Consider the following 26,078-nt stretch of genomic DNA (forward strand, 5'->3'; position numbering starts at 1 on the left):
TCTTCCTTACTTGCCAACCAGCATCGACCTGTGTGGCATCCCGCGCAAGCCCACTGCACATATGTGCAAGGATCGAGGGTGAGGAGGTCACGATGGCCGGTCAGAGCGCGGAAACCCGCGATAGCAAGCTGATCGCGGCGCTCACGGCCGCGCAGCTCTACTACATGCAGGACAAGACGATGGAGGTGATCGCGCAGGAGCTCGGTACCTCCCGTTCCTCGGTCTCACGCCTCTTGAGCTTCGCGCGGGAGAGCGGCCTCGTCGACATCCGCATCAACTCGCCGCTGGAGCGGCTCGGCATGCTCGAACAGCGCATCCGCGACCGGCACCGGGTGGCCGCACACGTCGTTCCCATGCCCGAGATCCTCAGCGAGGTGGAACGTCTCGAGCGCGTCGCGCTCACGGCCGGCCGCCTGCTGTCCCAGTTCGTCGACTCCAACATGATCATCGGTGTGGCCTGGGGCTCGACGATCAGTGCGGTGAGCCGCGGCCTCACGCAGAAGGAGACGCACAACACGACCTTCGTCCAGCTCAACGGGGCCGGCAACACCCAGACCACAGGCGTGGAGTACTCCAGCGACATCCTGCAGCGGTTCGGCAGCGCCTTCGGTGCGCAGGTGCAGCAGTTCCCCGTGCCCGCGTTCTTCGACGATCCCGCCACCCGTGAGGCGATGTGGCGCGAGCGCAGCACCCGTCGAGTGCTCGATCTGCAGGCGAAGATGGACGTCGCGGTCTTCAGCCTGGGGTCTCCGGCTGCCGAGGTTCCGAGTCGCGTGTACGTCGGCGGATATCTCGGACGCGACGACTACCGCAGCCTGCGCGAGGACCACGCGATCGGCGACGTCGCCACGGTGTTCTTCCGATCCGACGGATCCTGGCGGGATATCCGCGTGAACGCCCGGGCGACCGGACCGGGACTCGACCGCCTGCGCCGCGTTCCTCGTCGGATATGCGTCGTGTCGGGCGTCCCGAAGCTGGTCAGCCTCCGGGCCGCCCTCTCCGCAGGGCTCATCACCGACGTCGTCCTGGATGAAGGACTCGCCCGGCGCCTCGTCGAGGACTGAGTCGACCGCCGACAGAGGTCGTGGCTACGCGCCTTCTGTCGACGCCTCGGGTCCGGAGCGGAACTCGCGGATGAGGTGCTGCACGACGGCGGTGAGATCTCCGGCGGTGGCATTCGCGATCACGAGCTGACGCTCGTAACTGGCCCCGTTCTCGAGAGTGACGGCGTTGTTGCCGAACTCCCGGACGCAGCCGAGCTCCACGGCCACGGGTGCGAGCTCTTCCAGCACTTCGGCGAGGTGTTCACGCACGGGACGCTGCGTTCCGGCGGCATCGACGATGACGCGTGCGTCGAGACCGTACCGCGCCGCGCGCCATTTGTTCTCCCGGTGGAACCACGCGGGGAGCTCGGGAAGGGTCCCTCCTTCGTCGAGCTGACGGGAGAAGTGCTCGACGAGCACTTGCACGAGCGCCGCGACCGACGCGAGCTCCGGCAGCGTCGACAGACCGTCGCAGGCTCGCACCTCGATGGTTCCCCATCGCGGAGCGGGACGGATGTCCCAGCGCACCTCCGTGGCGTCCGCCATCACGCCGGTGCGGACCATGTCGTCGAGATACGACTCGTATTGTGCCCAGTCGCGTAGCGGCCAGGGGAGTCCGGCCGTCGGAAGCTGTTGGAACACCAGCGCGCGGTTCGAGGCGTAGCCGGTGCGCTCGCCCGCCCAGAACGGACTCGACGCCGACAGGGCCTGCAGATGAGGGAGGTATGCCGAGAGCGCGTTGATGATGGGGAAGACCTTGCGCTGGTCCTCCACCCCGATGTGCACGTGGATCCCCCAGATCATCATGTTGCGACCCCACCACTGGGTGCGCTCGATGAGGGTGTGATACCGCGACTTGTCGGTGACCTCCTGATCGAACCACTGTGCGAACGGGTGACTGCCCGCCGACAGCAGTTCGATGCCGGCCGGGTCCGTCGCGGTGCGCACGGCCGTGATGGCGTTCGCGATGTCGTCGACTGCATGCGCCACGGAATCGCCGATCCCGCTCGTGACTTCGATCGTGTTCGTGAGCAGCTCGCCGGTGACGGTGTGGCGCTCATCCTCGCTCTCGGCTTCGAGCGCCGCCAGCAGTTCCGGGGCGCGTCCGACGAGGTCACCGCTCACGGGATCCGCGAGCATGATCTCCCATTCGAGGCCGACGGTGGATCGGGCGGAAGAGGCGAACTCGAGTTTCACCCGCACAGTCTGACACGCGGGCGACGCGACACGACAACGGCCGTTGCGCCACGTTTCGCGCCGGGCGCGAGGATCTGGCAGAATAGAGGGTCGGACGACCTGCTCGACCCTCTATCCAGCAGGTGTCCACACTCATTTGAGCTTCCGCCGGGTGTGCACCCCACTCTCCAGGCGATCAGTTCGTTTCCTTCCACACAATTCAGGAGAATCGTGGCTGTCAAGATTCGTCTCAAGCGCCTGGGCAAGATCCGTGCGCCGTACTACCGCATCGTCGTCGCCGACTCGAAGACCAAGCGCGATGGTCGCGTGATCGAGGAGATCGGCAAGTACCACCCCACCGAGGAGCCCTCGTTCATCGAGGTCGACTCCGAGCGTGCGCAGTACTGGCTCTCCGTCGGCGCGCAGCCGACCGAGCAGGTCGCCGCCATCCTCAAGATCACGGGCGACTGGGGCAAGTTCAAGGGCGACGCCGACGCGAAGTCCACCCTCAAGGTGAAGGAGCCCAAGGCTCCCTTCGAGATCGACGCATCCAAGAAGTCCGTCGTCAAGCCCAAGGCCGAGAAGAAGGTGGAGGCCCCCGCTGAGGAGGCTCCCGCCGCGGCCGACGCGGAGGCCGCTGAGGCCCCCGCCGCCGACGCAGAGTAATCCGCCGTGCTCGCCGCCGCGCTCGAACACATCGTCAAGGGGATCGTCGATCACCCGGAAGATGTCCGCATCAATGAATCCACATCGCCGCGAGGCGACCTCCTCGAGGTGCGCGTGCACCCCGATGACCGTGGACGCGTGATCGGGCGCGGCGGCCGCACAGCCAAGGCCCTTCGCACCCTCGTCAGCGCGCTCGCTGACGGGCGTCGGGTCCGCGTCGATGTCGCGGACGACTGACGTGGTGCCGAAGGACCGCAACCAGGGCAAGAATCAGCTGCGCGTCGGGCGTCTCGTGAAGGCGCACGGTCTCAAAGGCGGCCTCAAGCTCGAGCTGTACACCGACAACCCGGCGGGTCGTTTCACCCCCGGTGCCGGCTTCACGGTGCAGGTGCCCGAGGCATCGCCGTGGCACGGCAAGGACATCACCGTTCGCGAATACCGCTTGATGAACGGGAATCCGGTTGTCTTCTTCGAAGATGTCGATGACCGAGAAGCCGCCGAGAGCCTCGTCAAGGCGATCCTCTGGATCGATCAGGACGTCGATGAGGTCGAGGACGACGCCTGGTTCGATCACCAGCTCGTGGGGCTCGACGTCGTTCGCGACGATGCGATCATCGGCCGGGTCATCCGCGTCGAGCACTTCCCGGCGCAGGATCTGCTCATCGTGAAGTCCGGCGACACCGAGGTCATGGTGCCCTTCGTGGCCGCCATCGTCCCCACCGTCGACGTCTCGGCCGGTCGTCTGATCGTGACGCCGCCGCCCGGACTCTTCGAGGAGCTCCCCGACGCCGCGGATGCCGAGCAGCCGTCGGGCTCGGACGCCGAAGCCCCTGAGTGACCGCTGATACGGTTCCCCCGTGCGCATCGACGTCCTCTCCATCTTTCCGTCCTACTTCGACGGCCTGACGCTCTCCCTCCTCGGGAAGGCGCAGCACGCCGGCATCATCGACCTTCGCGTGCATGACCTCCGCGACTGGACGTCCGATCGTCACAACACGGTCGACGACACCCCCTACGGTGGTGGCGCCGGCATGGTCATGAAGCCGGAGCCATGGGGTCTTGCTCTCGATGAGGTCACCGCTCGTTCGAAAACGGCGGCGGATGCCGAGCGGCCGACCATCATCTTCCCGTCACCTGCCGGTGAGGTCTTCACGCAGAAGACCGCACGGGCGCTGGCCACCCATGAGCACCTCGTCTTCGGCTGCGGGCGTTACGAGGGCATCGATGAACGCGTCTTCGAGTACGCCTCCGACCTCGGCGAGGTGCGCCTCATCAGTCTCGGGGACTACGTCCTCAACGGGGGAGAGGTCGCCACGATGGCGATGATCGAGGCGATCGGGAGGCTCATCCCCGGTGTCGTCGGCAACCCGGAGAGTCTTGTCGAGGAGTCGCATGAGGACGGTCTCCTGGAGTACCCGTCGTACACGAAGCCCGCTTCGTGGCGCGAGCGGTCGGTGCCGGACATCCTGCTGAGCGGCAACCACGGGGCGATCGCCACCTGGCGCCGCGAGCAGCAGTTCGAGCGCACCAGGCTGCGTCGCCCTGATCTCCTCCCGGACGACGAGACCTCGCAGTCCTGACCGGGATCGACGCCGAATCCGCTCGGATGCGCCTGTCAGAGCATCCGCTCCGAGGTGCCATCGATCTCGAAGACCACGCCGTGCGGATGTCTCAGTCCGAGCGCGTTCGACGCATCGAGACGTCGTAGCTCGGCACGCAGCATCCGTCCGATCATCTCGTGGCTCACGAGCAGCGGTGTCCCCTCGGACGCCCATCCGCAGCTGCTGAGGGCCTTTCGCGCTCGGGAACGGGCTTGCGCGTAACTCTCACCGCCGGGGAATGCCCATCCGTAGCGATTGGCGGCGCGCTCCTCTCTGGCCATCGGATACGCCGCGTCGATCTCGTCCCAAGTCATACCCGCCAGCGCACCGTGATCGAGATCGGCGAGTTCCGGCACCTCAATGACCTCGGCCCCGAGCCGGTCAGCGATGATGACCGCGGTCTGCATGGCTCTACCGAGCGGGCTGGAGCACACGGTGAGCACGCCGGCGTCACCGAGGCGGGAGGCGATCGCGCGGGCTTGGGCGATGCCTTCGTCGGTGAGGGGCGAGTCGAGCTGACCCTGCAAGCGGTGTTCGACGTTCCACACGGTCTGACCATGCCGAGCGAGGAGAAGACGCTCCGGCACATGGCGATCCTGCGGAATCATGGACTCAGGATGGCATACGCCCTCGCGTTTCGGCTCGTGGCGCGGGTCAGTCCACGCCGAGGAACGATCGGTCGGTCAGGATGATGGGGCCGTCTTCCGTGATCGCGATGGTGTGCTCGGAGTGGGCGCCGCGTGAACCGTCAGCGCTGCGCAGGGTCCATCCGTCGGGGTCGGTCACCAGCTCGTCTGTCGTCGCGAGGAGCCAGGGCTCGAGTGCGAGGACCAGGCCGGCCCTCAGGGGAAAGCCCCGGCCGGCGCGGCCGTCGTTCGGCACGTGCGGGTCCCCGTGCATCGTGCGTCCGACTCCGTGCCCACCGAAGTCGGTGTTGATCGAGTAGCCCTCGCCGTGTGCGATGGCGGCGACGGCCGCGGAGATGTCGCCGATGCGGTTTCCGACCGTTGCGGAGTCGATCGCGGCGGTCAGGGCGCGTTCGGTGGTATCGATGAGTCGAAGGTCTTCTTCACGAGCCGCGCCGACGACGAACGACACCGCCGAGTCGGCGACCCAACCGTCGACCGACACTGCGAAGTCGAGGGTGACGAGGTCGCCGTCGCGCAGTGTGTAGTCATGGGGGAGGCCGTGCAGCACGGCGTCGTTGACCGAGGTGCAGATCACCTTGCCGAACGGACTCGCTCCGAACGAGGGGTGATAGTCGATGTAGCAGGACTCTGCCCCGGCCTTGCGGATCATGTCATGTGCGCGGCGATCGATCGAGAGGAGATTCGTCCCGACCTTCGTCTCGTCGCGCAGGGTGGCCAGCGTCTCGGCCACGAAACGTCCTGCGGCGCGCATCTCATCGATCTCGGCAGGGGTGCGCAGTTCGATCATCGGGTTTCCTCTCGTCGTCTCCATTCTCCCTGATCCGGCGCGGCCGGTTCCCCGACCGCTCTCAGCGAACACCGGGCCACAGGGGCGGGCGTCGTCGTACGATCTGAGCATGTGGTTGCGACAGGCCTTCTTCCGCTGGCTTCTCCCGGCGGCGTTCCTCCTGCCGCTCTGGCTGCTGATCGGCTGGGGGGTCTTCCAGGGCGGCTGGTCCATCCTCTGGGTGCTGCTCATCGCGATGCCGTCCGTCTTCGTCGGGCAGCTCCTGCTCACGCTCCTGACGCGCTCGCGCCCGTCCGTTCGCATCGAGCGGGCCGTGTCGTGGTGGGACGTCGTCGGTTTCACGATCTGGAACGGGCTCACCATCGCCGTCGGCTTCTTCATCGACGGGGCTTTCCCATGGTTGCTGACCGGCGCGATCGTCGCCGGCATCGCCCTGATCTGGTTGCAGCTGTGGCAGCTGTGGAACGAGGCGAAGGGGAGCGGGACCCGACTGCGCGAGACCATCACCTGGTCCACGATCCCGACCGTCGACGAACCGGCCCCTCCGACACGAGCACACGAGATCATCGTGGTGCGGGAGACCGACGGTCGCGACTGAGGTCATCGTTTTGGCCGGTCGCGGCATCCATGGCAGAATGGGTGTTTGTGCTGTGACCGGCTCTGCCACAGGGGAGCCCGCGGACGTTCACCGTTCCGTACAGCTCACTCCCTTCTTGTTCCTTTGAATACATGCATGCGACCTGTGGCGGGTGCAGAGAGAGATGATCATGCAGATCCTCGACGCCGTCGACGCGGCTTCCCTTCGTTCGGACATCCCGGACTTCTTCCCCGGTGACACCGTCAAGGTTCACGTCAACATCACCGAGGGCAGCCGCTCTCGTATCCAGGTCTTCCAGGGTGTCGTCATCGGCCGTCAGGGCGACAGCGTGCGCGAGACCTTCACGGTCCGCAAGATCAGCTTCCAGGTGGGCGTCGAGCGTACCTTCCCGGTGCACTCCCCGGTGATCGACCACATCGAGGTCGTCACCCGCGGTGACGTGCGTCGCGCGAAGCTCTACTACCTCCGCCAGCTCCGTGGCAAGAAGGCCAAGATCAAGGAGAAGCGCGACCGCTGAGTCGCAGGTTCTCCACAGCACCCCAGGACACGATGTCCTGGGGTGCTGTGTTCTGTCCCCGGTGTGCGAACCTTGATACCGTCGCGCCAGAGCGGTGTATGACTCGAGAAGGATCCTGATGACTGATTCGCCGGCCGCGCGCACTTCCAGACGACGCGGGTTCCTGGTCTTCCTCCGCGACGTGCTGGTGATCATCGTGATCGCCGCCCTCGTGTCCTTCGTGGTCAAGAGCTTCGTCGTGAGGTCGTTCTACATTCCGTCGGCCTCGATGGAGCGCACCCTTCTTGTGAAGGATCGGATTCTCGTCGACGAGCTGACCCCTCGGTGGACCGACTATGCACGTGGCGATGTCGTCGTCTTCAAGGATCCGGGCGGCTGGCTCGATCCACAGCCGCAGACGCCCGCTCAGCCTCCGCTCGTTCAGGCGGTCGACTGGGTCCTCAACTTCGTCGGCATCTCCGCGACGGACTCGCAGGACCACCTCGTGAAGCGCGTGATCGGTTTGCCCGGCGATCATGTCGTGTGCTGCAACGCACTCGGCCAGATCACGATCAACGGCGCCCCGATCGACGAACTCAGCTACCTGAACCTCCCCGAGGGCGACACGGCCGCCTCGAACGAGCCGTTCGACGTGGTCGTTCCCGATGACTCGGTCTGGCTGCTGGGCGACAATCGCGATCGATCGCGCGACGCGCGCGCACATCAGGACCTCCCCAGCGGGGGCTTCGTCCCGATGGAGAACATCGTCGGCAAGGCCTTCCTGACGACCTGGCCTCTGGATCGCATGGGACCGATCGACGGCCACCACGACACTTTCAACGGAGTTCCGGACCCCGAATGACCGTGATCACCCCGAAGCTGACCCTGGAACGCAAACTCCTGGGGGAGTGCGGCGTGATCATCGCGCTGGATGAGGTGGGTCGAGGCGCACTCGCCGGTCCCGTCGCCGTCGGCGCCGCGATGATGGATGCGGCAGGCGTGCGACGTCGCGTGCCGGATGGTCTGCGTGATTCCAAGCTCGTGACGGAGAAGCGTCGGCCCGATGTCGCGGCACGCGCAGCCGCGTGGGTGCAGGCCTCTGCCGTCGGCTGGGCGAGCGCCGAAGAAGTCGATCAGGTCGGCATCATGCGGGCCCTCGGACTCGCCGCATCGCGCGCCGTGTCGGCGATCGCTGCGCAGGGGGCTTCGATGGACGAGGCGCTCGTTCTGCTCGACGGGAACCACGATTACGTCTCCCGAGTGCATTCGTCGCCGCTGCGCGTGCGACCCGTCATCAAAGCCGACCGCGACTGCGCCTCCGTGTCTGCGGCCTCCGTGATCGCGAAGGTGGCCCGCGACCTGTACATGGCCGAACTTCACGAGAGCCATCCTGCGTATCAGTGGAATCGCAACAAGGGCTACGCGAGCCCCGAACACCGCGAGGCCATCCGGCGCAACGGGCTGTCTCCTTTCCACCGTGCGTCGTGGGCCATCGCCGACGCCCCGACCCTGTTCTGATCCAGACCTGCATCGGCCGGCGATGCCGCGCCTCGTGCGCCGCGACTCTAGGATGGAGTCATCATGGATGAGGAAGCCTTCGACGACTACGACCGCGAGCTCGAGCTGGCACTGTTCCGGGAGTACCGGGATGTGGTGTCGCAGTTCCAGTACGTCGTCGAGACCGAACGCCGCTTCTACCTCGCGAACGAGGTCAACGTCGTCCGCCGCGACACCGAACACGATTTCTATTTCGAGATCTCGATGAGCGATGTGTGGGTGTGGGACATCTACCGAGCGGATCGCTTCGTGAAGGCCGTGCGCGTGCTCACGTTCAAGGACGTGAATGTCGAGGAGCTCCAGCGTCGGGAGTTCGAACTCCCGCAGGAGCTCTCGCTCGACGGGGAGTGACCTTCGTCGCCACTGCCGACCTTGATGCTGGTCCTCCACACCATGCGGAATCCCTGAGTAATCCCCACTTCAGCGCCAGGGCGTGAGGGCACCTCTCAGGCTACGAGTCTGACCGCGATGCTGAGGGCATGGCAGCAAAAGACGACCTCGGCCGAGCCGGGGAAGAGCGCGCGGCGCAGCACCTGATAGGCAGCGGATACACCGTGCTCGACAGGAACTGGCGGTGTTCGCAAGGGGAGATCGACATTGTCGCCGCGGTAGGCGATCAGCTGGCGATGATCGAGGTGAAGACGAGACGCACGGCAGCATTCGGGCACACGTTCGAGGCGGTCGATCAACGAAAGCGCCGCCGGCTCTGGCAACTCGCGCAGGCGTGGCTCGCCGCTCATCCCGAGGTGGCTCGTGGGCGCACCGTGAGGCTCGAGGCAATCGGGATCATCGGGCCGGACCCGTTCCTGGGGTCGCTCGAGCATCTCGTGGACATCGCATGAGTACGGCCCGCACGTGGGCTGTCGCACTGAGCGGGGTCGATGGTCATCTCGTCGAAGTCGAAGCCGACCTGTCGAACCAGACGCCCGAGTTCCGGATCATCGGTCTACCCGACAAGTCGCTCGCGGAGGCGGTGCAACGGGTGCACAATGCTTGCAAAAATGCCGGGCTCGACCTACCTCGGCGCCGCCTCACGGTCAACCTGTCGCCAGCCAGCCTTCCCAAGCACGGAGCAGGGTTCGACCTCGGAATCGCCGTGGCTGCTCTGGCTGCCGGCGGCTCGATCGAACCGCGCTCGATCGCAGCGACCGTACATGTCGGAGAACTCGGGCTCGACGGTAGGATCCGCCCTGTCCCGGGTGTGCTCCCTGCCGTGTTCGCTGCTGCACGTGCCGGGTTCGAAAGGGTGATCGTTCCTCACGCCAACGAAGCAGAGGCGAGACTGGTCCCCGGAGTCCATGTCCGTGCTGCCACTTCTCTCGCCGAAGTCGCGGTGTGGCACGGTGCCGATGTCGAAGCGCCCGAGGTCGAGACCGTCGACATGGCGTCGGCGTCGGTCGACGCACCGTCAGATCTGGATCTGTCCGACGTCGTCGGCCAGGAAGACGCGATCGAGGCGCTCATCGTCGCCGCTGCAGGTGGACATCATCTGCTGCTGAGCGGGCCTCCGGGCGCAGGCAAGACGATGCTCGCCCGACGACTCCCCGGAATCATGCCGCCGCTCGGGGACCAGGAGGCACTCGAGGTCGCCTCCATACTCTCGCTCAACGGGGATCGGGTCGTGACGCTCGGCCGCACACCGCCACTGGAAGCCCCGCACCACAGTGCGTCCGTCGCAGCGTTGGTCGGCGGTGGGTCGCGCGCTGCTCGGCCCGGAGCTATCGTGCGGGCCCACTGCGGCGTGCTGTTCCTCGACGAGTCGAAAAAACCTGAATATATCTCGAAGCGACATTGGTACCCACGTCGATTACAATCGTCGCGACAACACCTGTCAGAGACAGAGTTGCCCGCCTGTCGGCGTCGAGGGTCAGAGCCTAGCTTTCCCTCCGTAGGTCAGGTTTCCGCAGGACCCGTGGTCCAGCGTTCGAAACCGACACGATAGGAGGGCTGGTATGTCCAGCTTTAACCGCGGATCTCTCCGCGACATCGTCGGCGCTGACCGGGGTATCTCCACTCAGTCCGACATCCTCACCCGCACCGCCGACGGTGTAAACCTCAACAGACTCTGGAACGAGTTCGTCGACGACCTGGCAGCGTGGAACGAGACCCGCAACGTCATCGCGAACCTCTTCGCGTCGAACACTTCCGAGTCGTTCGCTCTCCTGCCCAACGGCGGTAGCACCGTCACCATGGAGAAGTCTTCGGAGTTCGGTGTTCCGACGGCGAGCCGCGTCACCCCGGAGCAGCTTCGCATGGGCTTCCCGCTCGAATGGTTCGACGCTGGCGTGCGATACACCCGTCGATTCCTCCGTGACGCGACCGCCGAGCAGATCCGCGCTCAGCACGCAGGAGTCCTCGAAGCCGACAACCGCCTCGTGTTCGCAAACACGATGAGCGCCCTGACGAACCGAACGGCAGGCGCTCGACCGGTGAACGAGAACGGCGTCACGATCTACGACCTCTGGGACGGCACTGCCGGCGAGGTCCCTCCGTCCTACGCCGGGAAGACCTTCACCGACTCGCACACGCACTACCTCGTCTCCGGTGCGGCGACCGTCGATGGCGGCGACCTCAAGAGCCTGATCGACACGATTCAGGAGCACGGGCATGGCCTTCGTTCGTCCAACGAGCAGATCGTCATCTTCGCCAACCCGATCGAAGCCGACGTGATCACCGGATTCCGTCGCGACGAGGCGAATCCCGGCAAGGACCCGTACGACTTCATCCCCTCGGTCAGTGCCCCGGCGTACCTCACCGACGTGACGATCGTCGGCGACAAGGCGCCCGCGCAGTTCAACGGCGTTGCCATCGAAGGGTCCTACGGTGATGCGTGGATCACGAAGAACCACTTCATCCCCGCCGGGTACGTGATCGCCGTCGCAACTGCCGGTCCGCGGAACTCTCGAAACCCGCTGTGGTTCCGCGAGCACCCCTCGGCTGACAGCCGGGGGCTGCGACTGCTCCCGACCTACGAGCGTTACCCGCTCGTGGACGCGACCTACGAGCACGGCTTCGGAGTCGGTGTCCGTCACCGCTCTGCCGCAGCCGTCGTGCAGATCAAGGCCAGCGGTTCCTACCAGAACCCCACCTGGGTCGCATAACAGGCCTGTTCCTGACCTCCGTTCGTAGCTGTGTACAAATCGCTCACGAGGCAGGAAACAGACCCGGTGCCGCCGCGCTGTCGCTGGCGCGGCGGCACCGACCATCAGCGACACAGCGACGAGAAACGGAATAAGCCATGGAAATCGACATCGCCTTCAAGGATCAACTCGATGCGGAGTACCGCGACGCCGAGCAGTTGGTGCCACTTGAACGTAATCGCCGTCTATGGACGCGCGTGACAGCCCTCGCGGTTCGCGCGTTCAGCCAAGACCGGGACACCGAGCTGTTCAGTCTTGGAGCCGTGCCAGTGCTGCGCTATGACGGCCAGTCAGCGTCGGCTCATCGACGTGAGAACGACCGCCCGCTCCCGCATTCCTCGGTCCCACTTGTACCGTGCGCCATGTGCCACACGGCGATGGCCAGCCTCATGCCCTTCTGGGTCAACTCCGGTTCCGTGATCGTGCAGCTTGACCTTTGCCAGCCCTGCAGCGCCTACGCGGTCGAAGAGCTCGATGCCGAACCGCAACTCTCGCTCAGTGATCTGCTGGCTTCCGAGTAGCAGGTAAGACGATGCCAAAGGGAGTCCTCGATCCGCGCACCCCGCAGTGCAAAGCCACGTCCCGAGGTTCTGGACAGCGCTGCAAGCTACCCGCAATCAAGGGCGGCACGGTTTGTCGTCGACACGGTGGGTCTGCGCCACAGGTACAGCGAAAGGCTCGCGAGCGCTTCAACGACCTTGTGGACCCGATGATCAACATCGCCCACAAGCTCGCGGACGAGGCAGAGGAGGGCAGGCTCACTCCTGCCGAGCGCATCTCGCTGATCAAGTTCATCGCAGATCGGACCGGCTTCATCCCCGGCAAGACCATGAGCGTCGACGGACCCGCAAACTGGGAGGTCACGCTCCAGAAGATCGTGGTCGAGATTCCGGAGGGGTCGAACGTTGGCATCGTCGCCAGCCCAACTCCCGGACCCGTCGAGTCCTATCCTCAGCCGATCATCGAGGACGTGATGGACGCCGATTCGGTCGAGGAAGACTACGACCCCCGCGCAGCGCTCCCGCAGATTCGCCCGGGTCTGGGAGAGAACAACCGCGCAGGCATCGTCCTTGGCTCTGCGAATCCGCCAGAGCGACCCGGCTACCGACGATAGGAGACGCCATGCCGCGGCAGATCGAAGACGACGGAAAGAACTCCACCGAGTTTTCACCGCCGCGAGCAAAGCTCCGCGCGTTGCCGAACCCGGTCGATCCTCCGAGCGAGAACCGTGCGCGGATGATTTACCCGTACGGTGGCGTCCCGGACGATGCCGCGTGAGCGCCGAGAATGGTGGGTGGCGCATCGCTCCGACGCGCGGCAATCTCACGGGTAGGCGCTACAAGGCCTACTCGCCAACGTGCCCAGCCTCACCGCATGCCGAACGTAACTGCCTGTGCCGCACGTTCACGGCGCGGGACCGCGCCATGGCCTACGTCACCAGCCAGGTCGATCCCAGCGAGGATTGACACCGGAGAAGCCGCCTGAGCGCGACTGACGCGCTTACAGCGCGAAGACGGGTGATCGATCGACTGCGACCAATGGGCGCGTCCTAGGCGATTTCCGGGGGAGGTTCGCCAAAGGGAACCCCCGGTGTTTACTATTGATTCAATCGACAAAGCCGAACGGCGACCGCGACTGAATCACTGTCCTCGATCCGAGGCCACATCGACTTAGGCGGGCGAGGCTCAGACCTCCGTGACCGACACCTTCTGAAAGACGAAGCGTCCGGCGGATAGAACCTCTAGCGATCACACCGAATCGGTGGTGATCCTGTGGTACTCCCACACCGGCGACAGCAGCTCGCCAAGTTCATTCCCTTCCACGATCTGACTCGCAAGAAGGTTGCGGCTGCACTAGGGTGCAGCGTGACGCGAGTCAGCAATCTTTGCAAGGGCGGCCTCTACCCAACCCCGGACGAGATCGCTACTCTGGAGCGGCTCTTCGGTATGCCCGTCGAAGTACTACTCGAACCAGCGCTCTTGGAGTACCGGCATAGCTGGCCCCCGCTCCGCGGACTCGCCGTCGTCAAGGCGCAGATAGATCGCGACCGCCACGAGGCGGGTGAGTGACATGCGATACTCAGCCCTGCCGCACTCGGTGGTCGACAGTGTCATCGCGTTTCTGGACGAGGTCGCCCTCACCCTGCCAAGGGAGGGCGAAGATGCTGACTGAAAGCGAAAGGGTCACCCGTCCGAAAAAGGGTGACCCCGCGACATCCGAGGGCCGGAGCAGGCTTCGTATTGTCGATTTCCATAATACACCCCCTGATCGGGTGTTTCCTTGGGCTCTCCTGCACCGGCTTGTGACCTTGATCTGGCTCGTCGGCGTCGTTCTCGGGCTCGGTCTGGAGGTCACCCGGTGATCCCTCTGAGCGAACTCAACTCCTACGCCGAGCGCGGTTGGAGGATCTTCCCGTGCCACTCCATCGTCCAGGGACGCTGCTCGTGTGGAAACGACGAATGTGACAGCCCCGGCAAGCATCCTCGAACGCATAATGGCGTCAAGGGCGCGTCAGGCGACGTCGACCAGATCAAGCAGTGGAACCGCATCTATCCGGACGCGAATTGGGCACTGGCTACCGGCATCGGTTCCGGCGTCTGGGTGCTCGACGTAGATCAAAAGGTAAACCTCTCGGGAGCGGAGAGTATGCGTCAGTGGACAGATGAGCACGGCTCGATCCCGCTGACGTTCACAGTCGCTACGGGCGGGGGTGGCTGGCACCTGTACTTCGTTGCTACCGAGTCCCTGCGCAACCGAACCAACGCGCTACCTGGGGTCGACGTCCGAGCGGACGGGGGATACGTCTTGCTCCCGGGGTCCAATCACCTCAGCGGATCGACCTACTCGGTGCTCGACGACAAACCGCTGATCCACGCTCCGAGACAACTGCTTGAGATGGCGACATCGAGAGGAGCGACCGGAGGCGTGGCTTGGACCACTCCGTCCACCTGGACCGCGGGTGTCGCCGAAGGCGGTCGAGATGACTACCTCTTCAGGCTCGCTTGCGACTTGCGTCGTCGCCTCGACGATGACCGTGAGGTGGTCACGCAGATCGTCGTCCAAGCCGCAGCGAACTGCACACCTCCTTTCCCCGAGGCTGATGCGCTCAGGAAGGTGCAATCGGCGTTTGAGCAGGATCACGCGGACCTCATCGATGTGAGCCGCGTTCCGTTCTCCGCGCCAGAAGGTGAGCTCTACGACTTCTTGGGTGAACTTGACCCGGAGATGGTCGAGGCGATTGAGAGGGCGGTGAAGGCTGCGAAGGTGCGAACCTTTGCAGCGCGGGTTCTGCGAGAGGAACGTACGGCAAGGTACGGGGATTCTGCGGCTCTGGACGGCGAAGCGTTCATGTTCGGGGACGTTGCGGTGGACGTGCCCATTTGGGGCGAGGGGGACGACCTCTTTTGGGCTGAGGGTGGAGGCCTGATGATTCCGTCCGACCAGGGCTTGGGGAAGTCGCTCACAGCGCAGCAGCTCATCGCGGGCAGGTTAGGTATTGGACCCGGCATCCTGCTTGGCCACAGAGTCAGTCGCCTCGCCGAGGGCAAGAGCATCGTGTACCTCGCGCTCGATCGACCGCGCCAGATCGCCCGGAGCATGGCTCGGCTGTTCGTGACCCCGGGCGAGCGTGCCATCGCCGGTGCGCGCTTGAGTATCTGGACCAAGCCCGTGCCCATCGACATTCTCGGGGAGCCCTACGCGTTCGCTGACTGGCTGGAAGACACGTTCGGAACGAACATTGGGGATCTCGTCATCGACAGTGTGAAGGACCTCACGCCGGCCAATCTGTCTAACGGCGAGGTCGGTCAGGCGCTCGACATGGCCTGGAAGGAATGTCGTGCCCGAGGCATGAGCACTCTGGTGCTCCACCACGAGCGCAAGACGGGTAACGACGAGTCGCGCTCGAACCGTCAGCCGTCGCTCGACAACATCTACGGCTCGGTGTGGTTGACGTCAGGCATGGACTCGATCCTTCACATTCAGGGCAAGCAGGGTGAGAACGTCGTGACCTACACGCACCTAAAGGCGATCATCAACATGCTCGAACCAATCACCGCGATGCACGACCAGGAGCACGGGAGAACTGTGGTTGTCCAGCTCGGGAGCGGGGCATCGCAGTCCGAGACGAGGGTCGAGCAGGTGTTCGCTGTGATTCAGAGGGGAAGCGCCGGGGGAGGGGTCGTCAGTTCGCTCGATGTGGTGCAAGCGACGGGCCTCGCCCAACCTTCGGTGAACCGGTACGTCAAGACTCTCCGCGAGTCGGGTCGAATCGAGGAAGCGTCACCGTACGATCGTGCAACGGGCACCCCTGCGACCTATCGGGCTGCCGAGCGAGAGGAAGCCAATGGACGGGCAAGTGCAAGCACCCAAGACTCCTGAGTTGGTCAGCCTGGAGGCCCGCCACATGCGGATTCCGTGTCCGACGTGCAAGGCTGCTGAGGGTGAGCCATGCGACAAGCGCGGGAATCTTCGAAGGGGCGGCGCGTACCACCTCACGCGCGGTGATCGCCTGTTCCACGGAACGTACTCCCACCATTACGGCAAGCACTGCGCTCGCAATTGGCTGATGACGTCTGGGCGGGCGCTCCCGGTGGACTGGCTGGTCTATCAGTCGACCGGTGTCGACGAGAAGGCAATGCAACGCCAGCTCGACGCTCTACGCCAGGACGGCCTCGCGAAGGAAACGCCTGACGGCTGGCTATGGGTAGATATCGCGGACCGAGCCTGAGTCTCGCTACCGAGAATCAATAGCGAGAATCGTCCCTAGAATCATCGACCGAGGATCATCCCCAAAAAGGGATGATCCTCGGTTTCGTTTATGGGCGCTGAGGCGGTCATTTAGGCGCGACATTTCAACCATTTGACCGAGAATCACTACCGAGAATCATTCGAGAATCAAAACGCCCGGAGCGAGAATCATCGCCCCTGTATCCCTTAGATATAGGGCGAATGATTTTCGGTGGTGATCCTCGCGCAGTAAGACTGCGCATGGTGGGTGCTCTGGACCGTAGGTAGCTCCGGCGAGGAGCCCACGGCAGCTCACCGTATAGAGGAAGCCGACCTAGGGAAGAAGCTACTGAGGGCCCCGAGGGTGGGGATTGACTTGCTCGCCCGGACAAACAGTTCGATTTCGAGGTGACAGACCGAGCCTCCTTGTGCCGTCCTGGGCCGCACGTGATCGCGTGGCGCGACGCCCTGTCATTGTCGAGGCGCGATATCACCTTGCCTTTTGTCGCGCCCTAGATCGCATTCGCGAGGACGGTCATACAACTAACCGCTCGAATAGTTGACGCAGGGTCATGCGTGGTCGAATATCGAAATTGTCAACTATCGAAGATAACTTCGAATCGCGACCACAAAGAAGGAAGACGCTCGTGGCTTCAGCCGACCCATTCACTCGCACCAATGGCCTCGACGCCTATTGGCGCATGTACGACCACACCCTTGCCACCATCCGTGCCGAGCAGCCCACCACCTTCGCCGGTGTGAAGCTCATCCTTGATCGGTTTGAGCCACCCAGCAGCGGAGACGCCTTCTTTCCCGGCGGTGCGGACGACACCCTTGCCGCTGCGCTGATGGAGTGCGGCTGGTCAGTGGACTTCGAGGAGGGCGACTACCTGTACACGGCGGTCCACCCTCGAACCGGTGCGGTGCTGCACCACGTTGAGGGTGATGTGTACTGCCTCAAGGAAGGTCAGTCAGCGTGACGAGCGATCAGGCACCGATGAGTTGGGCTGCGGCTGAGCAGCCTGCCGAGATTGCAGCACTGCCCGCGGCTCCGAGGGTCCATACGGTTACCCAACTGACCTTGCCCTTCTCGTCGGCATGGAAGTTGACGAAGCCCGGCTTGCCGGGATCCACAGTCAGACGCTGCTTGTGCGAGAAGACCGCCGCGATTCCAACGCAAACCGCGCTGACAAAGGCCAGGATGATCGAGATCCATAGGAGCACGCTCACAACCTACACGGCGGTCAAGCTGTGAACGTTGTCGCGTACCTCCGTGTGAGCACCGACCGCCAAGAGAACGGGATCGAGGCGCAGCGTGCCGCGATCGAGCGGTGGGCCGACTACCGACAGCACCAGATCGTTGCGTGGTTCGAAGACCCTGACGTGTCAGGCACTCGACCTCTATCGAAGCGCAAGGCCGGATCGGTGGCGCTGGCAATGCTCGCGAACGGTGAAGCCGACATGCTCGCCGTTGCCAAGCTCGACAGGCTCAGCCGTTCTGTGCATGACTTCTCGGGGATACTCGACCTCGGGCGCCGTCAAGGATGGGGAGTCGCAGCACTCGACCTCGACGTGGACACCGCGACAACGAACGGCAAGATGCTCGCGCACATGCTCGTGCTCCTTGCCGAGTGGGAACGCGACACGATTAGCGACCGTACAAAGGCCGGCCTCGCCGCAGTCCGAGCCAGGGGAGTGCAGCTCGGTCGCCCGAGCAAGCAAGACCCTGCCGTGATCCGTCGCATTCGAGCCGAGCGCCGCAAGCAGGTGCCCTACTGGCGCATCGCAGCGGACTTCAACGCTGCCGGTATCCCCACACCCTCAACTCGCGCAGATGCGCGCTGGCACGCCAACAGTGTGAGGCTTGCAGAGGTGCGAAGCGCCTGAGGCCTAGAAAGCTTCCTCGCCTGCGATGTCGACCGTCGCGGGCTGGCGTTCGCCGTAAATGTCGGTCCACTCGACCGAGAATCTCACACCGAAAGTCTGCCCCTGCTCGTTTCGCCGTCCTCGGAAGATGCCCTTTTCGCCGCCGTGGACGCTATCCCAGTCCAGCGCAGAGCCTGCGAAGAAGCCGCTGCCCGGCGTGATTGAAACGTGCTCCGCTGTGCTGCCTTCCGCCGCGTTGAAGAGCACCCACTCGTACCTCTCTGAGCCAGGAAGGATCAGCCATTGTGGACGGATGAGTGGTCTATGCCTGTTCTGCTCTGCCTCAGCATCTAGCTCGCTCTGGAGTTCAGCGCGACCGTGCGCATGTGCCTTTTCCAGAGTGCGTTTGGTGGTGAGCGGTCGCCACAGTGCGATGCTTCCCCAGATCACACGCCTCCATGGACCGTAGATGACGGTCGCGAACAGGGCGACGACGACGATGCCGCCGAAGTACCAGCCGACTGGCAGGTCAGCGTCGGCAAGTTTGCCAATGAACCAGGTAAGGGTCGGACCGACCAAGACGATGACAAGGCCCGCGACGATCTGCTCTATCGTTCGGCGGGTGCTGCTCTCGGCGGGGCGCTCGTTCATGGTCGAAGGATATCCACACCCGGCGACAGGGGGCGTCTTGGGCGCTTCTGCGCGCGTCGTAGGCCGCGAGCGATAGCGAACATCGCCCGGGACCTCGCGCGCTCCCAGGCGCTTCTAGGGGTTCCCTATCTCGTGGAAGAAGGAAGTTGGATCGATGCCTTCTTCTATCAGCACCGCGCGTTCCCGTTCGGGATGGACAATCTCGCCGTAGACCTCACCTGTCGAGTGGTCTTTCCAGGCGATGTGCAACCCGTCAGGCTCCATATGAAGTTCGACGGTCTGGTCGTCCGCGTGCCTCTTCGCGCTCATACGCCCATACTGCCGTAGCGTCTCTCGTCACTGTCGTTGGGATGCAGCATGATTGGCTCATGGTCTCCGCGATATGTGCTTTCTGCGAACGGTACTCTCACATGACGCCCCAGTGGGCTCACACGATCCGAGTAGGCACCGCCCCGGTGCTTCAGGCTGTGGCGACCTGCGACAACTGCCGTCGCGCCAGCCTTGCGGAAAGCTTCAACTACGCAACTACGGGGAATGACCCGAAGACGCACTTCCAGTACACCGACGATGCGTCGTTCGTCTGGTACCCGCGAGTCGGCGCGGCCCCCTTGTTCCCAGATGTGCCGGAACACATCGCTCGTGCGGCCAAGGAAGCCCACGGCGCAGAGAGCATCAACGCGTACATGTCAGCGATTCTGATGGCACGAACCGTCGTTGAGGCGACAGCGAAGGCGAAGGGCATCACGAAAGGCATGCTCGTCGCAAAGATCGATGCCATGGCTGCACAGAGCTACATTCGCGCCGATACGAAGGACGCCGCGCACGAGATTCGCCACTTTGGCAACGATATGGCTCACGGTGACATCGAAGACTTACCGAACGCCGACGACGTGCGGGACGTGCTCGTACTGATGGACGAGATCTTGTCCGAGGTTTTCCAAGGCCCTGCGCGAACAGCGAGGCTGCGGAGCAAGAGGTCGGCGCCTGGTGTATGACCCGGGCGCGCAGCCGCGGTGTCCGCATTGCTCGGTTGTGATGCGCGACCACCCGAGGGGTTATCGCTGCGCCGAGTGCGGCGCGGTCGCTGACTACTCCGCCGAGTACGAACAGGTTCAGATTCCGCCCCAGTTCGACGGGCCCGACCTTGATCAGAGCAGGCATCGTTCAAACTCGCCGAGCTGAATCCTTAGGTATCGCGGTTCTCGTCCGGATGCCAGTCGATGACTACTCGGTTTTCATCGACGGTGCGCGATCTCCACGTGCCGTGCCTTGGGTCCTGATTGGAGGCGTCGATCGGCTCGTCCAATGGTGGCAAGTCGAGGGGTGAGAGCGGGGGCTCGAGGATGTCGCGCATCCGCCTGGGCATCCTTGGATCGTCGTGAAACGAGGGACGCCGGCCCTCGCTGTCGTCGAACTTCCGAAAGACCTCGCTCATCTGTTCCTGAGCGAACACGACTTCACGTTCCGCAACTAGCACCCGACGCTCAGCATCGATGATTCGTTGCGCAGACTCAGCCGTTTCAGGTTCTCGCGCCTGATTCGCAAGCGCGTCACTGAGGGCGGCGCGAGCTATAGAAGCTTGCGTTTGCGCTGTGCGAAGCTGGTGCTGCGCGCGCTGGAACTCGACGTCACGGTCTAGGAGCCTCTGCCGCTCAGCGATACTCATTGGGCGCTCCCGGGGCATAGACCGGGACGTCCTCCGACGCCAGTCAAGGTCCATTTCAGCCTCGCGGTCACGAGCCGTCAGTGCCCGTCGCGCGCTCTCCCGTGTAAAGCGCTCGGCTTCATTCACGGACTCTTCGCTGATGTCGACCATCTGCGACTTGGCGAAGTCCAGGAACCGGTCCGACGTCATGAAATGAACGCGCTGGCCCGCAGCGTCGAAATACTCCTGCACAAGCTCGGGTCGAGCTCCGTGACGCTCTGAATCGACCGTGTACCACCAGTCCTCTTTCTGATCGTCGGTCACGAAGATCGCTGGGAGCTTCACGTCAGAGGCATGCACTAGCAACTGCTTCCAAAGCACCAAATCTCCGTAGCGGCCGGGCTCATCTTTATTGCGGTCGGCGAACCCGGGAGGGACCTTGTTCTCGTACCTCGTCGCGCCCTCGGCATAGATTTCGGCCAACTTCGCCTCGTCAAAGGCGACGCCGACGCGCCCCTCGTACAGGCGCGTGATCGAAGTCAGAATGCTCTCGTTGGTCCGTCGCCGAACAACCGTGTCTCGGTGTCCTTCGGCGGATGCTTTCACCTTCTTGATCAGCGATTCGAAAGCTTCCTTCAGATCATCTCTGAGAGGCTGGACATCTAGCGATGGGTGCCGCTTATAGCCGTTCAGCGCGCTCTCTGCCTGATTGTGAGCGCGCGTGAGCGCTTCCTCGATGGACTCGAATGCCTTCGTCTGATGATTGATGATCTCGATTCGGCGACGATGGAACTCTTGTCCAACCTGCCAGGGGATCCACAAGGCGTCCTTCTTTGCTCTCAGAGCTTTGAAGAAGTCCTCACGGGCGCTCTTGGAGTATCTGAACAGGTTGAGGAGCGCGTTCGTGTCGAGCACCAGGAGGCCTTCTGACCACATGGTCAGGAGTTCTGCGCGGCTCGGAGGATAGTACCCGCGGAACGTGCTCTTCATTGATCGACTCCTGATGCGATGGCCCAGCGCTGTCAGATCAGCCTGCACTCCGGCGAGTGCGCTGCTGACGTCGCGGCACAAAGCTACCGCATCACCTAACCCATTGAATGGCGACCCGGCGTCGAGTCGCTTCGAGCATCATCGAGCGATGACGCTTCTCATACTCGGCTGGCGTCTCGCCCTTCCGAGGCTTGTAGACCCTTGCCATGTCCTCGGGCCAGTCGCCAACGACAACCCTGTCAATCAGCAGGCACAGGAAGGCGCGCCGGTCCCCGACCTTCCACCGCGGCCACGCGGCGAGAACCTGCTCGCGTCTGCCGTACAGGTCCTCGATGTTGGGTGGCGCGATGAGTCCGTTGATATCCTTCGCGATCTGCTCAACCTCGGCCTCTACAGCTCGCACAGTCTCGCGGAGCCGCTCCTTGCTGATGTCGCCCTCAATCGCCAGATCCTCCGCGCGCTTTCGCTTCTCGAACAGGGCATGGCGCCGCTCGTTCAGTGCGGCAATCTTGCGATCAGCCTCGGGGTCTGTTTCGGACTTACGCGAGAGCCAGTAGTTATCGTCGTGGAGTCGCTTCACGACTTCGCCGAAGACATACTCTTCGAGAATGTCGTGAGCGATGGACACCCGCCCGGTGTCTTGGGTGACAGCGATCTTCTTGCCGTTCTGGATGACCTGTCTCTCGATTCGAGGGTGATGCTCGCTGGGTCCGTGCACACGCTTCAGGCAGGAGATGATCGTTAAGTCGCCGCTCGCGAGGTACTTCTTGCTAGTGATGAGGGGCTTACCGCATTTGGCGCAGACCGTCAGCCCACCGCCCATGGTGTACTTGCCGCCTTTCACCCCGGGAGACTTGACGATCCTGCGCGACGGGTCGGTGAGCAGCGCGTGTAGTCGGTCAAATGTGTCGGCGTCAACGATCGGATCCCAGCCGACGACGCCAGCACTGGTTTCTCCCAACAGCGACCGGTTGAGAAGAATTGACCGCAGGTTCGACTGCCGCCAGTGATTCCCCTTCCGAGTCTTGATACCTCGGTCGTTCCAATCAACGATGATCGAGTGCATCGAGACGCGCAGGTTCAGCAATCGGCGAATCGCTTCCTGGATGCGCTCCGCCTCGTCGGCGCGAGGCACCAGCGTTCCCCGTTCGACCTTGAAACCGTACGGGGGAGTCCCGCCATGCCATTCTCCGCGTTCGGCCTTCGCGGCCTTGTGCCGCTTCTGGCGCTCGCTCGCACGACGAGTCTCGAACCTAGCGATGCCGACGATCATCGTGGCGCGGAACTCGCCGTCAGCTGAGGTGAGGTCAATCTCACCGTCAACCGTGACGATCGCGGCTCCGAGGTCGATCAGCTTATTCAGGTCTCTGGTATTGCGAGCCAGCCGGTCAAGGTCCACCGACACAACGACATCGAAGTCCTTGCCGATGCGGGGGAGCATCCGCCCCCATCCGGTGCCGGGTCCTCGCACATCGGAGGCTTTGGTCTCGTTATCCGTGAAGGAGTCGACAATCTGCCAGTCTCGGCTACGGGCCAGCGCACTGCAGCGCTCGCGCTGTGACTCGATACCTTCGGCGCGATCCAGTGACTGACGAAGATACAGCGCGACGCGACGATTCGGAGTGGTGCTCATAGTCGATTGTATCAAGGGTATATTCCGGATTTGTCGCTGAGGCGGCGGAGTTCTCTCGCGCGGCTCTCGACGCGCTGCGCCAGCCGCTCGAATCGGGAGTCATCGAGGTGCATCGAGCGGGGTTTACAGCGCGCTTTCCCGCGAGGTTCCAGCTGCTGCTCGCGATGAATCCGTGTCCGTGCGGAAATCATGGCGTCAGGGGTGCCGAATGCGTGTGTCCGCCCATGGCGATCCGGCGGTACTCGACGCGATTGTCGGGACCGCTCCGCGATCGAATCGATATCGACCTGCACGTCGCCCGGGTGGCCGCGTCGTGCGCGACGGACGAGCGGAGGGCGAGAACCACGACAGCGCGGGCGAGGGCCCGGGTCCTCGCCGCGAGCGAGCGTGCGGCGGAACGGTGGAAGAGCACGCCGTGGCGGCGCAATGCCGATGTCCCGGGAACCTGGCTCCGGCAGGGGGCCCTGCGACTCTCCGCCGCGACTCGATCGCCACTCGATCGTGCGCTGGAGCGCGGGTCGTTGACACTGCGGGGCTATGACCGAGTGCTCAGAGTCGCGTGGACCATGGCCGATCTGGCAGACATCGACCGGCCCGGCGCCGAGGAGATCGGCAGGGCGCTGCACCTGCGGAGAGGACTGTCATGAGGATCGACGAACTACAGGACGACCCCGAGACCATCGCAGCGGTCCGTCGCATCCACAAGGGGGATGCCGTCGCGGAGTGCGTGGCTCGCGCAGCGTGGAGCGTGATCGCCGAACCCGGTGATGCCGTCGCAGGTGCACTGATCGAGGCCCTGGGCGCTGGCGATGCACTGTCGGCGGCGCTGGGAGATGGCGCGTCGCTGATACCCTCCGGTGCTGCGAGCGGGCGGGCATCTCGGGCGCTGTCAGAGGCCAGAGCACGATGGCGTCTTCGGGCGGATCCTCGCGCGGTGCGGCAGGCTCTCCGCAGCGCGTTCGATGTCGGCGCGCAACTGGTAGTCCCCGGCGACGCGAACTGGCCCGTGAGCCTCGATGATCTCGGTCCACACGCGCCGAACGCGCTGTGGGTGCGTGGACATGCCGATCTGCTCGTGCGCGAGCCACGCGTGTCGATGGTCGGAGCACGGGCCGCCAGCAGCTATGGCGAACACGTTGCGGCGGAACTCAGCGGGGATCTCGCCGCCAGGGGAGCGGTGGTCGTCTCCGGCGGTGCATACGGGATCGATGGTGCTGTACACCGGGCTGCTCTCGGTGTGGGTGGCGCGACCGTCGCCTTCCTCGCCGGCGGAGTCGACCGCGCCTATCCGGTGGGTCATCAGAGGCTCCTGCAGCAGATCGCGGTGGAGGGGGCTGTGGTGAGTGAACCGCCGTGCGGCGCAGCCCCGACCAAGTGGCGCTTCCTGGCGAGGAACCGACTTATCGCTGCGCTCGGGCAGGCTACCGTCGTGGTCGAAGCGGGGTGGCGCAGCGGCTCGTTGAACACCGCCGGTCATGCGGCGACGCTGGGTCGTCCGCTCGGAGCCGTTCCCGGGCCGGTGACATCGGCATCTTCCGCGGGGTGCCACCGGCTGCTCCGGGAGTACGACGCGCAGTGCGTCACGTCGGCACATGAGGTACGAGAGCTATGGGGGTCGATCGAACAACGAGCGGGCGAGGGTGATGAGCACGATCCGAATCGCACTCGGGTCCTCGATGCCCTGAGCGCGAGGTCCAGGCTCTCGGTCGAGGAGATCGCCCGCAGGTCGGGCCTGTCGCCGGAACGCGTGCGCTCATGCCTCGGGTTGCTGCATCTGGACGGGGATGTCTCCGTCGACGAACGGGGGTGGCACCGGGCGCGCGCGTCGCGGACCGAGTGAGAGGCATCCGCAGAGACATCGGCGAGGCTGAAGAGAGGACGCGGCGCGCGGCGGCAAGCTGAAGCCATGGATCTCGCGGTCGCCACTGAGGCGTTCGTCGGTCACCTGGAGCGGGTGCGTCGACTCTCGCCGGCGACCGTGAAGGCGTACCGGTCGGACCTTCGAGACCTCCAGACGTCGGCAGTCGGCGTCACGCTCGAAGAAGTCAACCTCGAGGTGCTCAGAGATTGGCTCTGGCGAGCCACCCAGCGCGGCGACGCGAGATCCACGCTCGCGCGGCGAGCTGCGGCCGCCCGGTCATTCTTCAGCTGGGCGCACGAGCAGGAGCTCGTATCCCACGACCCGAGCCTGCGGCTGATCGCGCCGAAGAAGGGACGCACACTGCCCACGGTGGCATCCCGCGAAGCCATGTCTGGCCTGCTCGATGCGCATCGCGATGCGGCCGAGACGGGAGATCCGGTGGCTTTGCGCGACCACGCCATCCTCGAGCTGCTCTACGGTTCCGGCATCCGTGTCGCCGAACTGTGCGGGCTGGATGTCGATGACCTCGACCTCGACAGAGGAACGGCCCGCGTGCTCGGGAAGGGAGCCAAGGAGCGGGTGGTGCCGTACGGCGCTCCGGCGAGGGCTGCGCTCGAGGCGTACCTCCATCGTGGCCGGCCCGTCCTGGTGGCGAGGGCGCGTAACTTCTCACCGGCGGTGATGTTGGGTAGCCGTGGTGCCCGGATCGGCCCTCGAGCGGTATACGAACTCGTCGCCAGGGTGCTGGCACCGATCGTCGGCGCGGAGACCATCGGCCCGCACGCTCTCCGACACACGGCGGCCACGCACCTTCTCGACGGTGGTGCAGACCTGCGGGCCGTCCAGGAAATACTCGGCCACGCCAGCCTCGGCACGACCCAGATATACACGCACGTCTCGGCCGAACGTCTGACCGCGACCTACCGGCTGGCACATCCTCGGGCGTGACGTCGGGAGCGACCTGCTTGAGCCGCTTGGGCTGCGGGAGCC

At 64.3% G+C, this 26,078-nt stretch carries 33 protein-coding genes and 2 pseudogenes; 26 read left to right on the forward strand and 9 right to left on the reverse strand.

Annotation, left to right across the window (positions count from 1 at the left end; genetic code table 11):
- The first annotated feature begins 92 nt into the window (after nucleotides 1–92).
- Nucleotides 93–1,064: a sugar-binding transcriptional regulator gene (locus tag GZ67_RS0109045; RefSeq protein WP_029263513.1), complete on the forward strand. Its 972-nt coding sequence runs from the start codon at nucleotides 93–95 to the stop codon at nucleotides 1,062–1,064.
- A gap of 24 nt (nucleotides 1,065–1,088) precedes the next feature.
- Here GZ67_RS0109045 and GZ67_RS0109050 read toward each other — a convergent pair whose 3' ends face one another.
- The gene (locus tag GZ67_RS0109050; RefSeq protein WP_029263512.1) at nucleotides 1,089–2,240 is read right to left on the reverse strand and encodes a glutamate--cysteine ligase; all 1,152 of its coding nucleotides are present in this window, start codon (nucleotides 2,238–2,240) and stop codon (nucleotides 1,089–1,091) included.
- A 210-nt stretch (nucleotides 2,241–2,450) separates the two neighbouring features.
- Between GZ67_RS0109050 and rpsP the strand changes: the two genes are divergently transcribed.
- From rpsP to trmD, 4 genes are read left to right on the forward strand one after another with little or no spacing between them, the layout of a single operon-like run.
- The gene (rpsP, locus tag GZ67_RS0109055; RefSeq protein ID WP_029263511.1) at nucleotides 2,451–2,885 is read left to right on the forward strand and encodes a 30S ribosomal protein S16; all 435 of its coding nucleotides are present in this window, start codon (nucleotides 2,451–2,453) and stop codon (nucleotides 2,883–2,885) included.
- Nucleotides 2,886–2,891: 6 nt separating this feature from the next.
- Entirely contained in the window at nucleotides 2,892–3,122 is a 231-nt protein-coding gene (locus GZ67_RS0109060) for an RNA-binding protein (protein ID WP_017830729.1), read from the forward strand.
- Complete coding sequence (rimM, locus tag GZ67_RS0109065) at nucleotides 3,106–3,723, forward strand: ribosome maturation factor RimM (protein ID WP_051662444.1); 618 nt, start codon at nucleotides 3,106–3,108, stop codon at nucleotides 3,721–3,723. The genes GZ67_RS0109060 and rimM overlap by 17 nt, the downstream gene beginning before the upstream one ends.
- Nucleotides 3,724–3,742: 19 nt before the next feature.
- The gene (trmD, locus tag GZ67_RS0109070) at nucleotides 3,743–4,465 is read left to right on the forward strand and encodes a tRNA (guanosine(37)-N1)-methyltransferase TrmD (RefSeq protein ID WP_029263509.1); all 723 of its coding nucleotides are present in this window, start codon (nucleotides 3,743–3,745) and stop codon (nucleotides 4,463–4,465) included.
- A gap of 35 nt (nucleotides 4,466–4,500) precedes the next feature.
- Here trmD and GZ67_RS0109075 read toward each other — a convergent pair whose 3' ends face one another.
- Nucleotides 4,501–5,094 (reverse strand): histidine phosphatase family protein, encoded by a 594-nt coding sequence (locus GZ67_RS0109075; RefSeq protein WP_231481751.1) that lies wholly within the window; start codon nucleotides 5,092–5,094, stop codon nucleotides 4,501–4,503.
- A 46-nt stretch (nucleotides 5,095–5,140) separates the two neighbouring features.
- Complete coding sequence (gene map / locus GZ67_RS0109080; RefSeq protein WP_029263507.1) at nucleotides 5,141–5,923, reverse strand: type I methionyl aminopeptidase; 783 nt, start codon at nucleotides 5,921–5,923, stop codon at nucleotides 5,141–5,143.
- 109 nt (nucleotides 5,924–6,032) lie between these two features.
- Between map and GZ67_RS0109085 the strand changes: the two genes are divergently transcribed.
- The 16 genes and pseudogenes from GZ67_RS0109085 (at nucleotide 6,033) to GZ67_RS0109170 (ending at nucleotide 17,422) form a co-directional block, all read left to right on the forward strand.
- Nucleotides 6,033–6,521 (forward strand): hypothetical protein, encoded by a 489-nt coding sequence (locus tag GZ67_RS0109085; protein ID WP_029263506.1) that lies wholly within the window; start codon nucleotides 6,033–6,035, stop codon nucleotides 6,519–6,521.
- A gap of 169 nt (nucleotides 6,522–6,690) precedes the next feature.
- A complete protein-coding gene (rplS, locus tag GZ67_RS0109090; RefSeq protein WP_017830722.1) occupies nucleotides 6,691–7,038 on the forward strand; it encodes a 50S ribosomal protein L19 in 348 nt (115 codons plus the stop codon).
- 118 nt (nucleotides 7,039–7,156) lie between these two features.
- Nucleotides 7,157–7,879, forward strand: coding sequence for a signal peptidase I (gene lepB / locus GZ67_RS0109095; protein WP_029263505.1), 723 nt, complete (start codon nucleotides 7,157–7,159; stop codon nucleotides 7,877–7,879).
- A complete protein-coding gene (locus tag GZ67_RS0109100) occupies nucleotides 7,876–8,535 on the forward strand; it encodes a ribonuclease HII (RefSeq protein WP_029263504.1) in 660 nt (219 codons plus the stop codon). The genes lepB and GZ67_RS0109100 overlap by 4 nt, the downstream gene beginning before the upstream one ends.
- Before the next feature lie 63 nt (nucleotides 8,536–8,598).
- Nucleotides 8,599–8,925: a DUF2469 family protein gene (locus tag GZ67_RS0109105; protein ID WP_017204525.1), complete on the forward strand. Its 327-nt coding sequence runs from the start codon at nucleotides 8,599–8,601 to the stop codon at nucleotides 8,923–8,925.
- 128 nt (nucleotides 8,926–9,053) lie between these two features.
- The gene (locus tag GZ67_RS0109110) at nucleotides 9,054–9,416 is read left to right on the forward strand and encodes a YraN family protein (protein WP_029263503.1); all 363 of its coding nucleotides are present in this window, start codon (nucleotides 9,054–9,056) and stop codon (nucleotides 9,414–9,416) included.
- Nucleotides 9,413–10,336: pseudogene (locus GZ67_RS20405) on the forward strand (YifB family Mg chelatase-like AAA ATPase); the annotation flags it as partial. The gene GZ67_RS0109110 and the pseudogene GZ67_RS20405, both read left to right, overlap by 4 nt.
- Before the next feature lie 190 nt (nucleotides 10,337–10,526).
- Entirely contained in the window at nucleotides 10,527–11,675 is a 1,149-nt protein-coding gene (locus GZ67_RS0109125; protein ID WP_029263500.1) for a hypothetical protein, read from the forward strand.
- Nucleotides 11,676–11,812: 137 nt separating this feature from the next.
- Complete coding sequence (locus GZ67_RS0109130) at nucleotides 11,813–12,235, forward strand: hypothetical protein (RefSeq protein ID WP_029263499.1); 423 nt, start codon at nucleotides 11,813–11,815, stop codon at nucleotides 12,233–12,235.
- Between the two features lie 188 nt (nucleotides 12,236–12,423).
- Nucleotides 12,424–12,828, forward strand: coding sequence for a hypothetical protein (locus GZ67_RS0109135; protein WP_136025882.1), 405 nt, complete (start codon nucleotides 12,424–12,426; stop codon nucleotides 12,826–12,828).
- A gap of 8 nt (nucleotides 12,829–12,836) precedes the next feature.
- A complete protein-coding gene (locus tag GZ67_RS20545; RefSeq protein ID WP_156027149.1) occupies nucleotides 12,837–12,992 on the forward strand; it encodes a hypothetical protein in 156 nt (51 codons plus the stop codon).
- A 494-nt stretch (nucleotides 12,993–13,486) separates the two neighbouring features.
- The gene (locus tag GZ67_RS21210) at nucleotides 13,487–13,783 is read left to right on the forward strand and encodes a helix-turn-helix domain-containing protein (RefSeq protein ID WP_168380849.1); all 297 of its coding nucleotides are present in this window, start codon (nucleotides 13,487–13,489) and stop codon (nucleotides 13,781–13,783) included.
- A gap of 289 nt (nucleotides 13,784–14,072) precedes the next feature.
- Entirely contained in the window at nucleotides 14,073–16,094 is a 2,022-nt protein-coding gene (locus GZ67_RS20135) for a bifunctional DNA primase/polymerase (RefSeq protein ID WP_051662446.1), read from the forward strand.
- A gap of 25 nt (nucleotides 16,095–16,119) precedes the next feature.
- Nucleotides 16,120–16,209: pseudogene (locus tag GZ67_RS21215) on the forward strand (zinc finger domain-containing protein); the annotation flags it as partial.
- A gap of 96 nt (nucleotides 16,210–16,305) precedes the next feature.
- Nucleotides 16,306–16,443: a hypothetical protein gene (locus GZ67_RS20550; RefSeq protein WP_156027147.1), complete on the forward strand. Its 138-nt coding sequence runs from the start codon at nucleotides 16,306–16,308 to the stop codon at nucleotides 16,441–16,443.
- 646 nt (nucleotides 16,444–17,089) lie between these two features.
- Entirely contained in the window at nucleotides 17,090–17,422 is a 333-nt protein-coding gene (locus GZ67_RS0109170; protein ID WP_029263495.1) for a hypothetical protein, read from the forward strand.
- 7 nt (nucleotides 17,423–17,429) lie between these two features.
- Here GZ67_RS0109170 and GZ67_RS20555 read toward each other — a convergent pair whose 3' ends face one another.
- Nucleotides 17,430–17,666: a hypothetical protein gene (locus GZ67_RS20555; protein ID WP_136025880.1), complete on the reverse strand. Its 237-nt coding sequence runs from the start codon at nucleotides 17,664–17,666 to the stop codon at nucleotides 17,430–17,432.
- Between the two features lie 27 nt (nucleotides 17,667–17,693).
- On the opposite strand from GZ67_RS20555, the gene GZ67_RS0109180 reads away from it, so the two are divergent.
- Nucleotides 17,694–18,329 (forward strand): recombinase family protein, encoded by a 636-nt coding sequence (locus tag GZ67_RS0109180; protein ID WP_029273865.1) that lies wholly within the window; start codon nucleotides 17,694–17,696, stop codon nucleotides 18,327–18,329.
- Between the two features lie 3 nt (nucleotides 18,330–18,332).
- On the opposite strand, the gene GZ67_RS0109185 is transcribed toward GZ67_RS0109180, so the two are convergent.
- The gene (locus GZ67_RS0109185) at nucleotides 18,333–18,959 is read right to left on the reverse strand and encodes a hypothetical protein (RefSeq protein ID WP_029263492.1); all 627 of its coding nucleotides are present in this window, start codon (nucleotides 18,957–18,959) and stop codon (nucleotides 18,333–18,335) included.
- Nucleotides 18,960–19,073: 114 nt separating this feature from the next.
- Nucleotides 19,074–19,268 (reverse strand): hypothetical protein, encoded by a 195-nt coding sequence (locus GZ67_RS0109190; protein ID WP_029263491.1) that lies wholly within the window; start codon nucleotides 19,266–19,268, stop codon nucleotides 19,074–19,076.
- A gap of 101 nt (nucleotides 19,269–19,369) precedes the next feature.
- Between GZ67_RS0109190 and GZ67_RS19750 the strand changes: the two genes are divergently transcribed.
- Complete coding sequence (locus tag GZ67_RS19750) at nucleotides 19,370–19,954, forward strand: DUF4145 domain-containing protein (RefSeq protein WP_081859958.1); 585 nt, start codon at nucleotides 19,370–19,372, stop codon at nucleotides 19,952–19,954.
- A 191-nt stretch (nucleotides 19,955–20,145) separates the two neighbouring features.
- Here GZ67_RS19750 and GZ67_RS0109200 read toward each other — a convergent pair whose 3' ends face one another.
- The 3 genes from GZ67_RS0109200 to GZ67_RS21220 all read right to left on the reverse strand — a co-directional run bounded on the left by GZ67_RS0109200 (nucleotide 20,146) and on the right by GZ67_RS21220 (nucleotide 23,330).
- Complete coding sequence (locus tag GZ67_RS0109200; protein ID WP_029263489.1) at nucleotides 20,146–21,594, reverse strand: PIN-like domain-containing protein; 1,449 nt, start codon at nucleotides 21,592–21,594, stop codon at nucleotides 20,146–20,148.
- 91 nt (nucleotides 21,595–21,685) lie between these two features.
- Nucleotides 21,686–23,197: a recombinase family protein gene (locus GZ67_RS0109205; RefSeq protein ID WP_442922001.1), complete on the reverse strand. Its 1,512-nt coding sequence runs from the start codon at nucleotides 23,195–23,197 to the stop codon at nucleotides 21,686–21,688.
- Nucleotides 23,121–23,330, reverse strand: coding sequence for a hypothetical protein (locus GZ67_RS21220; RefSeq protein WP_442921995.1), 210 nt, complete (start codon nucleotides 23,328–23,330; stop codon nucleotides 23,121–23,123). The genes GZ67_RS0109205 and GZ67_RS21220 overlap by 77 nt, the downstream gene beginning before the upstream one ends.
- Between GZ67_RS21220 and GZ67_RS0109210 the strand changes: the two genes are divergently transcribed.
- The 3 genes from GZ67_RS0109210 to GZ67_RS0109220 all read left to right on the forward strand — a co-directional run bounded on the left by GZ67_RS0109210 (nucleotide 23,233) and on the right by GZ67_RS0109220 (nucleotide 26,036).
- A complete protein-coding gene (locus GZ67_RS0109210) occupies nucleotides 23,233–23,874 on the forward strand; it encodes an ATP-binding protein (RefSeq protein ID WP_331280808.1) in 642 nt (213 codons plus the stop codon). The two genes, GZ67_RS21220 and GZ67_RS0109210, sit on opposite strands and share 98 nt — an antisense overlap.
- Nucleotides 23,871–25,067 (forward strand): DNA-processing protein DprA, encoded by a 1,197-nt coding sequence (gene dprA, locus GZ67_RS0109215; RefSeq protein ID WP_029273867.1) that lies wholly within the window; start codon nucleotides 23,871–23,873, stop codon nucleotides 25,065–25,067. Before GZ67_RS0109210 ends, dprA begins: the two co-directional genes overlap by 4 nt.
- Nucleotides 25,068–25,133: 66 nt before the next feature.
- The gene (locus tag GZ67_RS0109220) at nucleotides 25,134–26,036 is read left to right on the forward strand and encodes a tyrosine recombinase XerC (RefSeq protein WP_029263485.1); all 903 of its coding nucleotides are present in this window, start codon (nucleotides 25,134–25,136) and stop codon (nucleotides 26,034–26,036) included.
- The last annotated feature ends 42 nt before the right edge of the window (nucleotides 26,037–26,078 follow it).

This window comes from Microbacterium sp. Cr-K20 (assembly GCF_000708325.1).
In the GTDB taxonomy this organism is placed as follows: domain Bacteria; phylum Actinomycetota; class Actinomycetes; order Actinomycetales; family Microbacteriaceae; genus Microbacterium.

Coding starts and splice junctions, on each gene's coding strand:
- GZ67_RS0109110 (WP_029263503.1), top strand. CDS start 9,054: ATGGCAGCAAAAGACGACCTCGGCCGAGCCGGGGAAGAGCGCGCGGCG.
- GZ67_RS0109045 (WP_029263513.1), top strand. CDS start 93: ATGGCCGGTCAGAGCGCGGAAACCCGCGATAGCAAGCTGATCGCGGCG.
- lepB (WP_029263505.1), top strand. CDS start 7,157: ATGACTGATTCGCCGGCCGCGCGCACTTCCAGACGACGCGGGTTCCTG.
- GZ67_RS21220 (WP_442921995.1), bottom strand. CDS start 23,330: ATGACTCCCGATTCGAGCGGCTGGCGCAGCGCGTCGAGAGCCGCGCGA.
- rimM (WP_051662444.1), top strand. CDS start 3,106: ATGTCGCGGACGACTGACGTGGTGCCGAAGGACCGCAACCAGGGCAAG.
- GZ67_RS20545 (WP_156027149.1), top strand. CDS start 12,837: ATGCCGCGGCAGATCGAAGACGACGGAAAGAACTCCACCGAGTTTTCA.
- GZ67_RS0109200 (WP_029263489.1), bottom strand. CDS start 21,594: ATGAAGAGCACGTTCCGCGGGTACTATCCTCCGAGCCGCGCAGAACTC.
- GZ67_RS0109135 (WP_136025882.1), top strand. CDS start 12,424: ATGATCAACATCGCCCACAAGCTCGCGGACGAGGCAGAGGAGGGCAGG.
- dprA (WP_029273867.1), top strand. CDS start 23,871: ATGAGGATCGACGAACTACAGGACGACCCCGAGACCATCGCAGCGGTC.
- GZ67_RS0109130 (WP_029263499.1), top strand. CDS start 11,813: ATGGAAATCGACATCGCCTTCAAGGATCAACTCGATGCGGAGTACCGC.
- GZ67_RS0109125 (WP_029263500.1), top strand. CDS start 10,527: ATGTCCAGCTTTAACCGCGGATCTCTCCGCGACATCGTCGGCGCTGAC.
- GZ67_RS19750 (WP_081859958.1), top strand. CDS start 19,370: ATGACGCCCCAGTGGGCTCACACGATCCGAGTAGGCACCGCCCCGGTG.
- rplS (WP_017830722.1), top strand. CDS start 6,691: ATGCAGATCCTCGACGCCGTCGACGCGGCTTCCCTTCGTTCGGACATC.
- GZ67_RS0109220 (WP_029263485.1), top strand. CDS start 25,134: ATGGATCTCGCGGTCGCCACTGAGGCGTTCGTCGGTCACCTGGAGCGG.
- GZ67_RS0109185 (WP_029263492.1), bottom strand. CDS start 18,959: ATGAACGAGCGCCCCGCCGAGAGCAGCACCCGCCGAACGATAGAGCAG.
- map (WP_029263507.1), bottom strand. CDS start 5,923: ATGATCGAACTGCGCACCCCTGCCGAGATCGATGAGATGCGCGCCGCA.
- GZ67_RS0109075 (WP_231481751.1), bottom strand. CDS start 5,094: ATGATTCCGCAGGATCGCCATGTGCCGGAGCGTCTTCTCCTCGCTCGG.
- GZ67_RS0109190 (WP_029263491.1), bottom strand. CDS start 19,268: ATGAGCGCGAAGAGGCACGCGGACGACCAGACCGTCGAACTTCATATG.
- GZ67_RS0109100 (WP_029263504.1), top strand. CDS start 7,876: ATGACCGTGATCACCCCGAAGCTGACCCTGGAACGCAAACTCCTGGGG.
- GZ67_RS0109085 (WP_029263506.1), top strand. CDS start 6,033: ATGTGGTTGCGACAGGCCTTCTTCCGCTGGCTTCTCCCGGCGGCGTTC.
- GZ67_RS0109105 (WP_017204525.1), top strand. CDS start 8,599: ATGGATGAGGAAGCCTTCGACGACTACGACCGCGAGCTCGAGCTGGCA.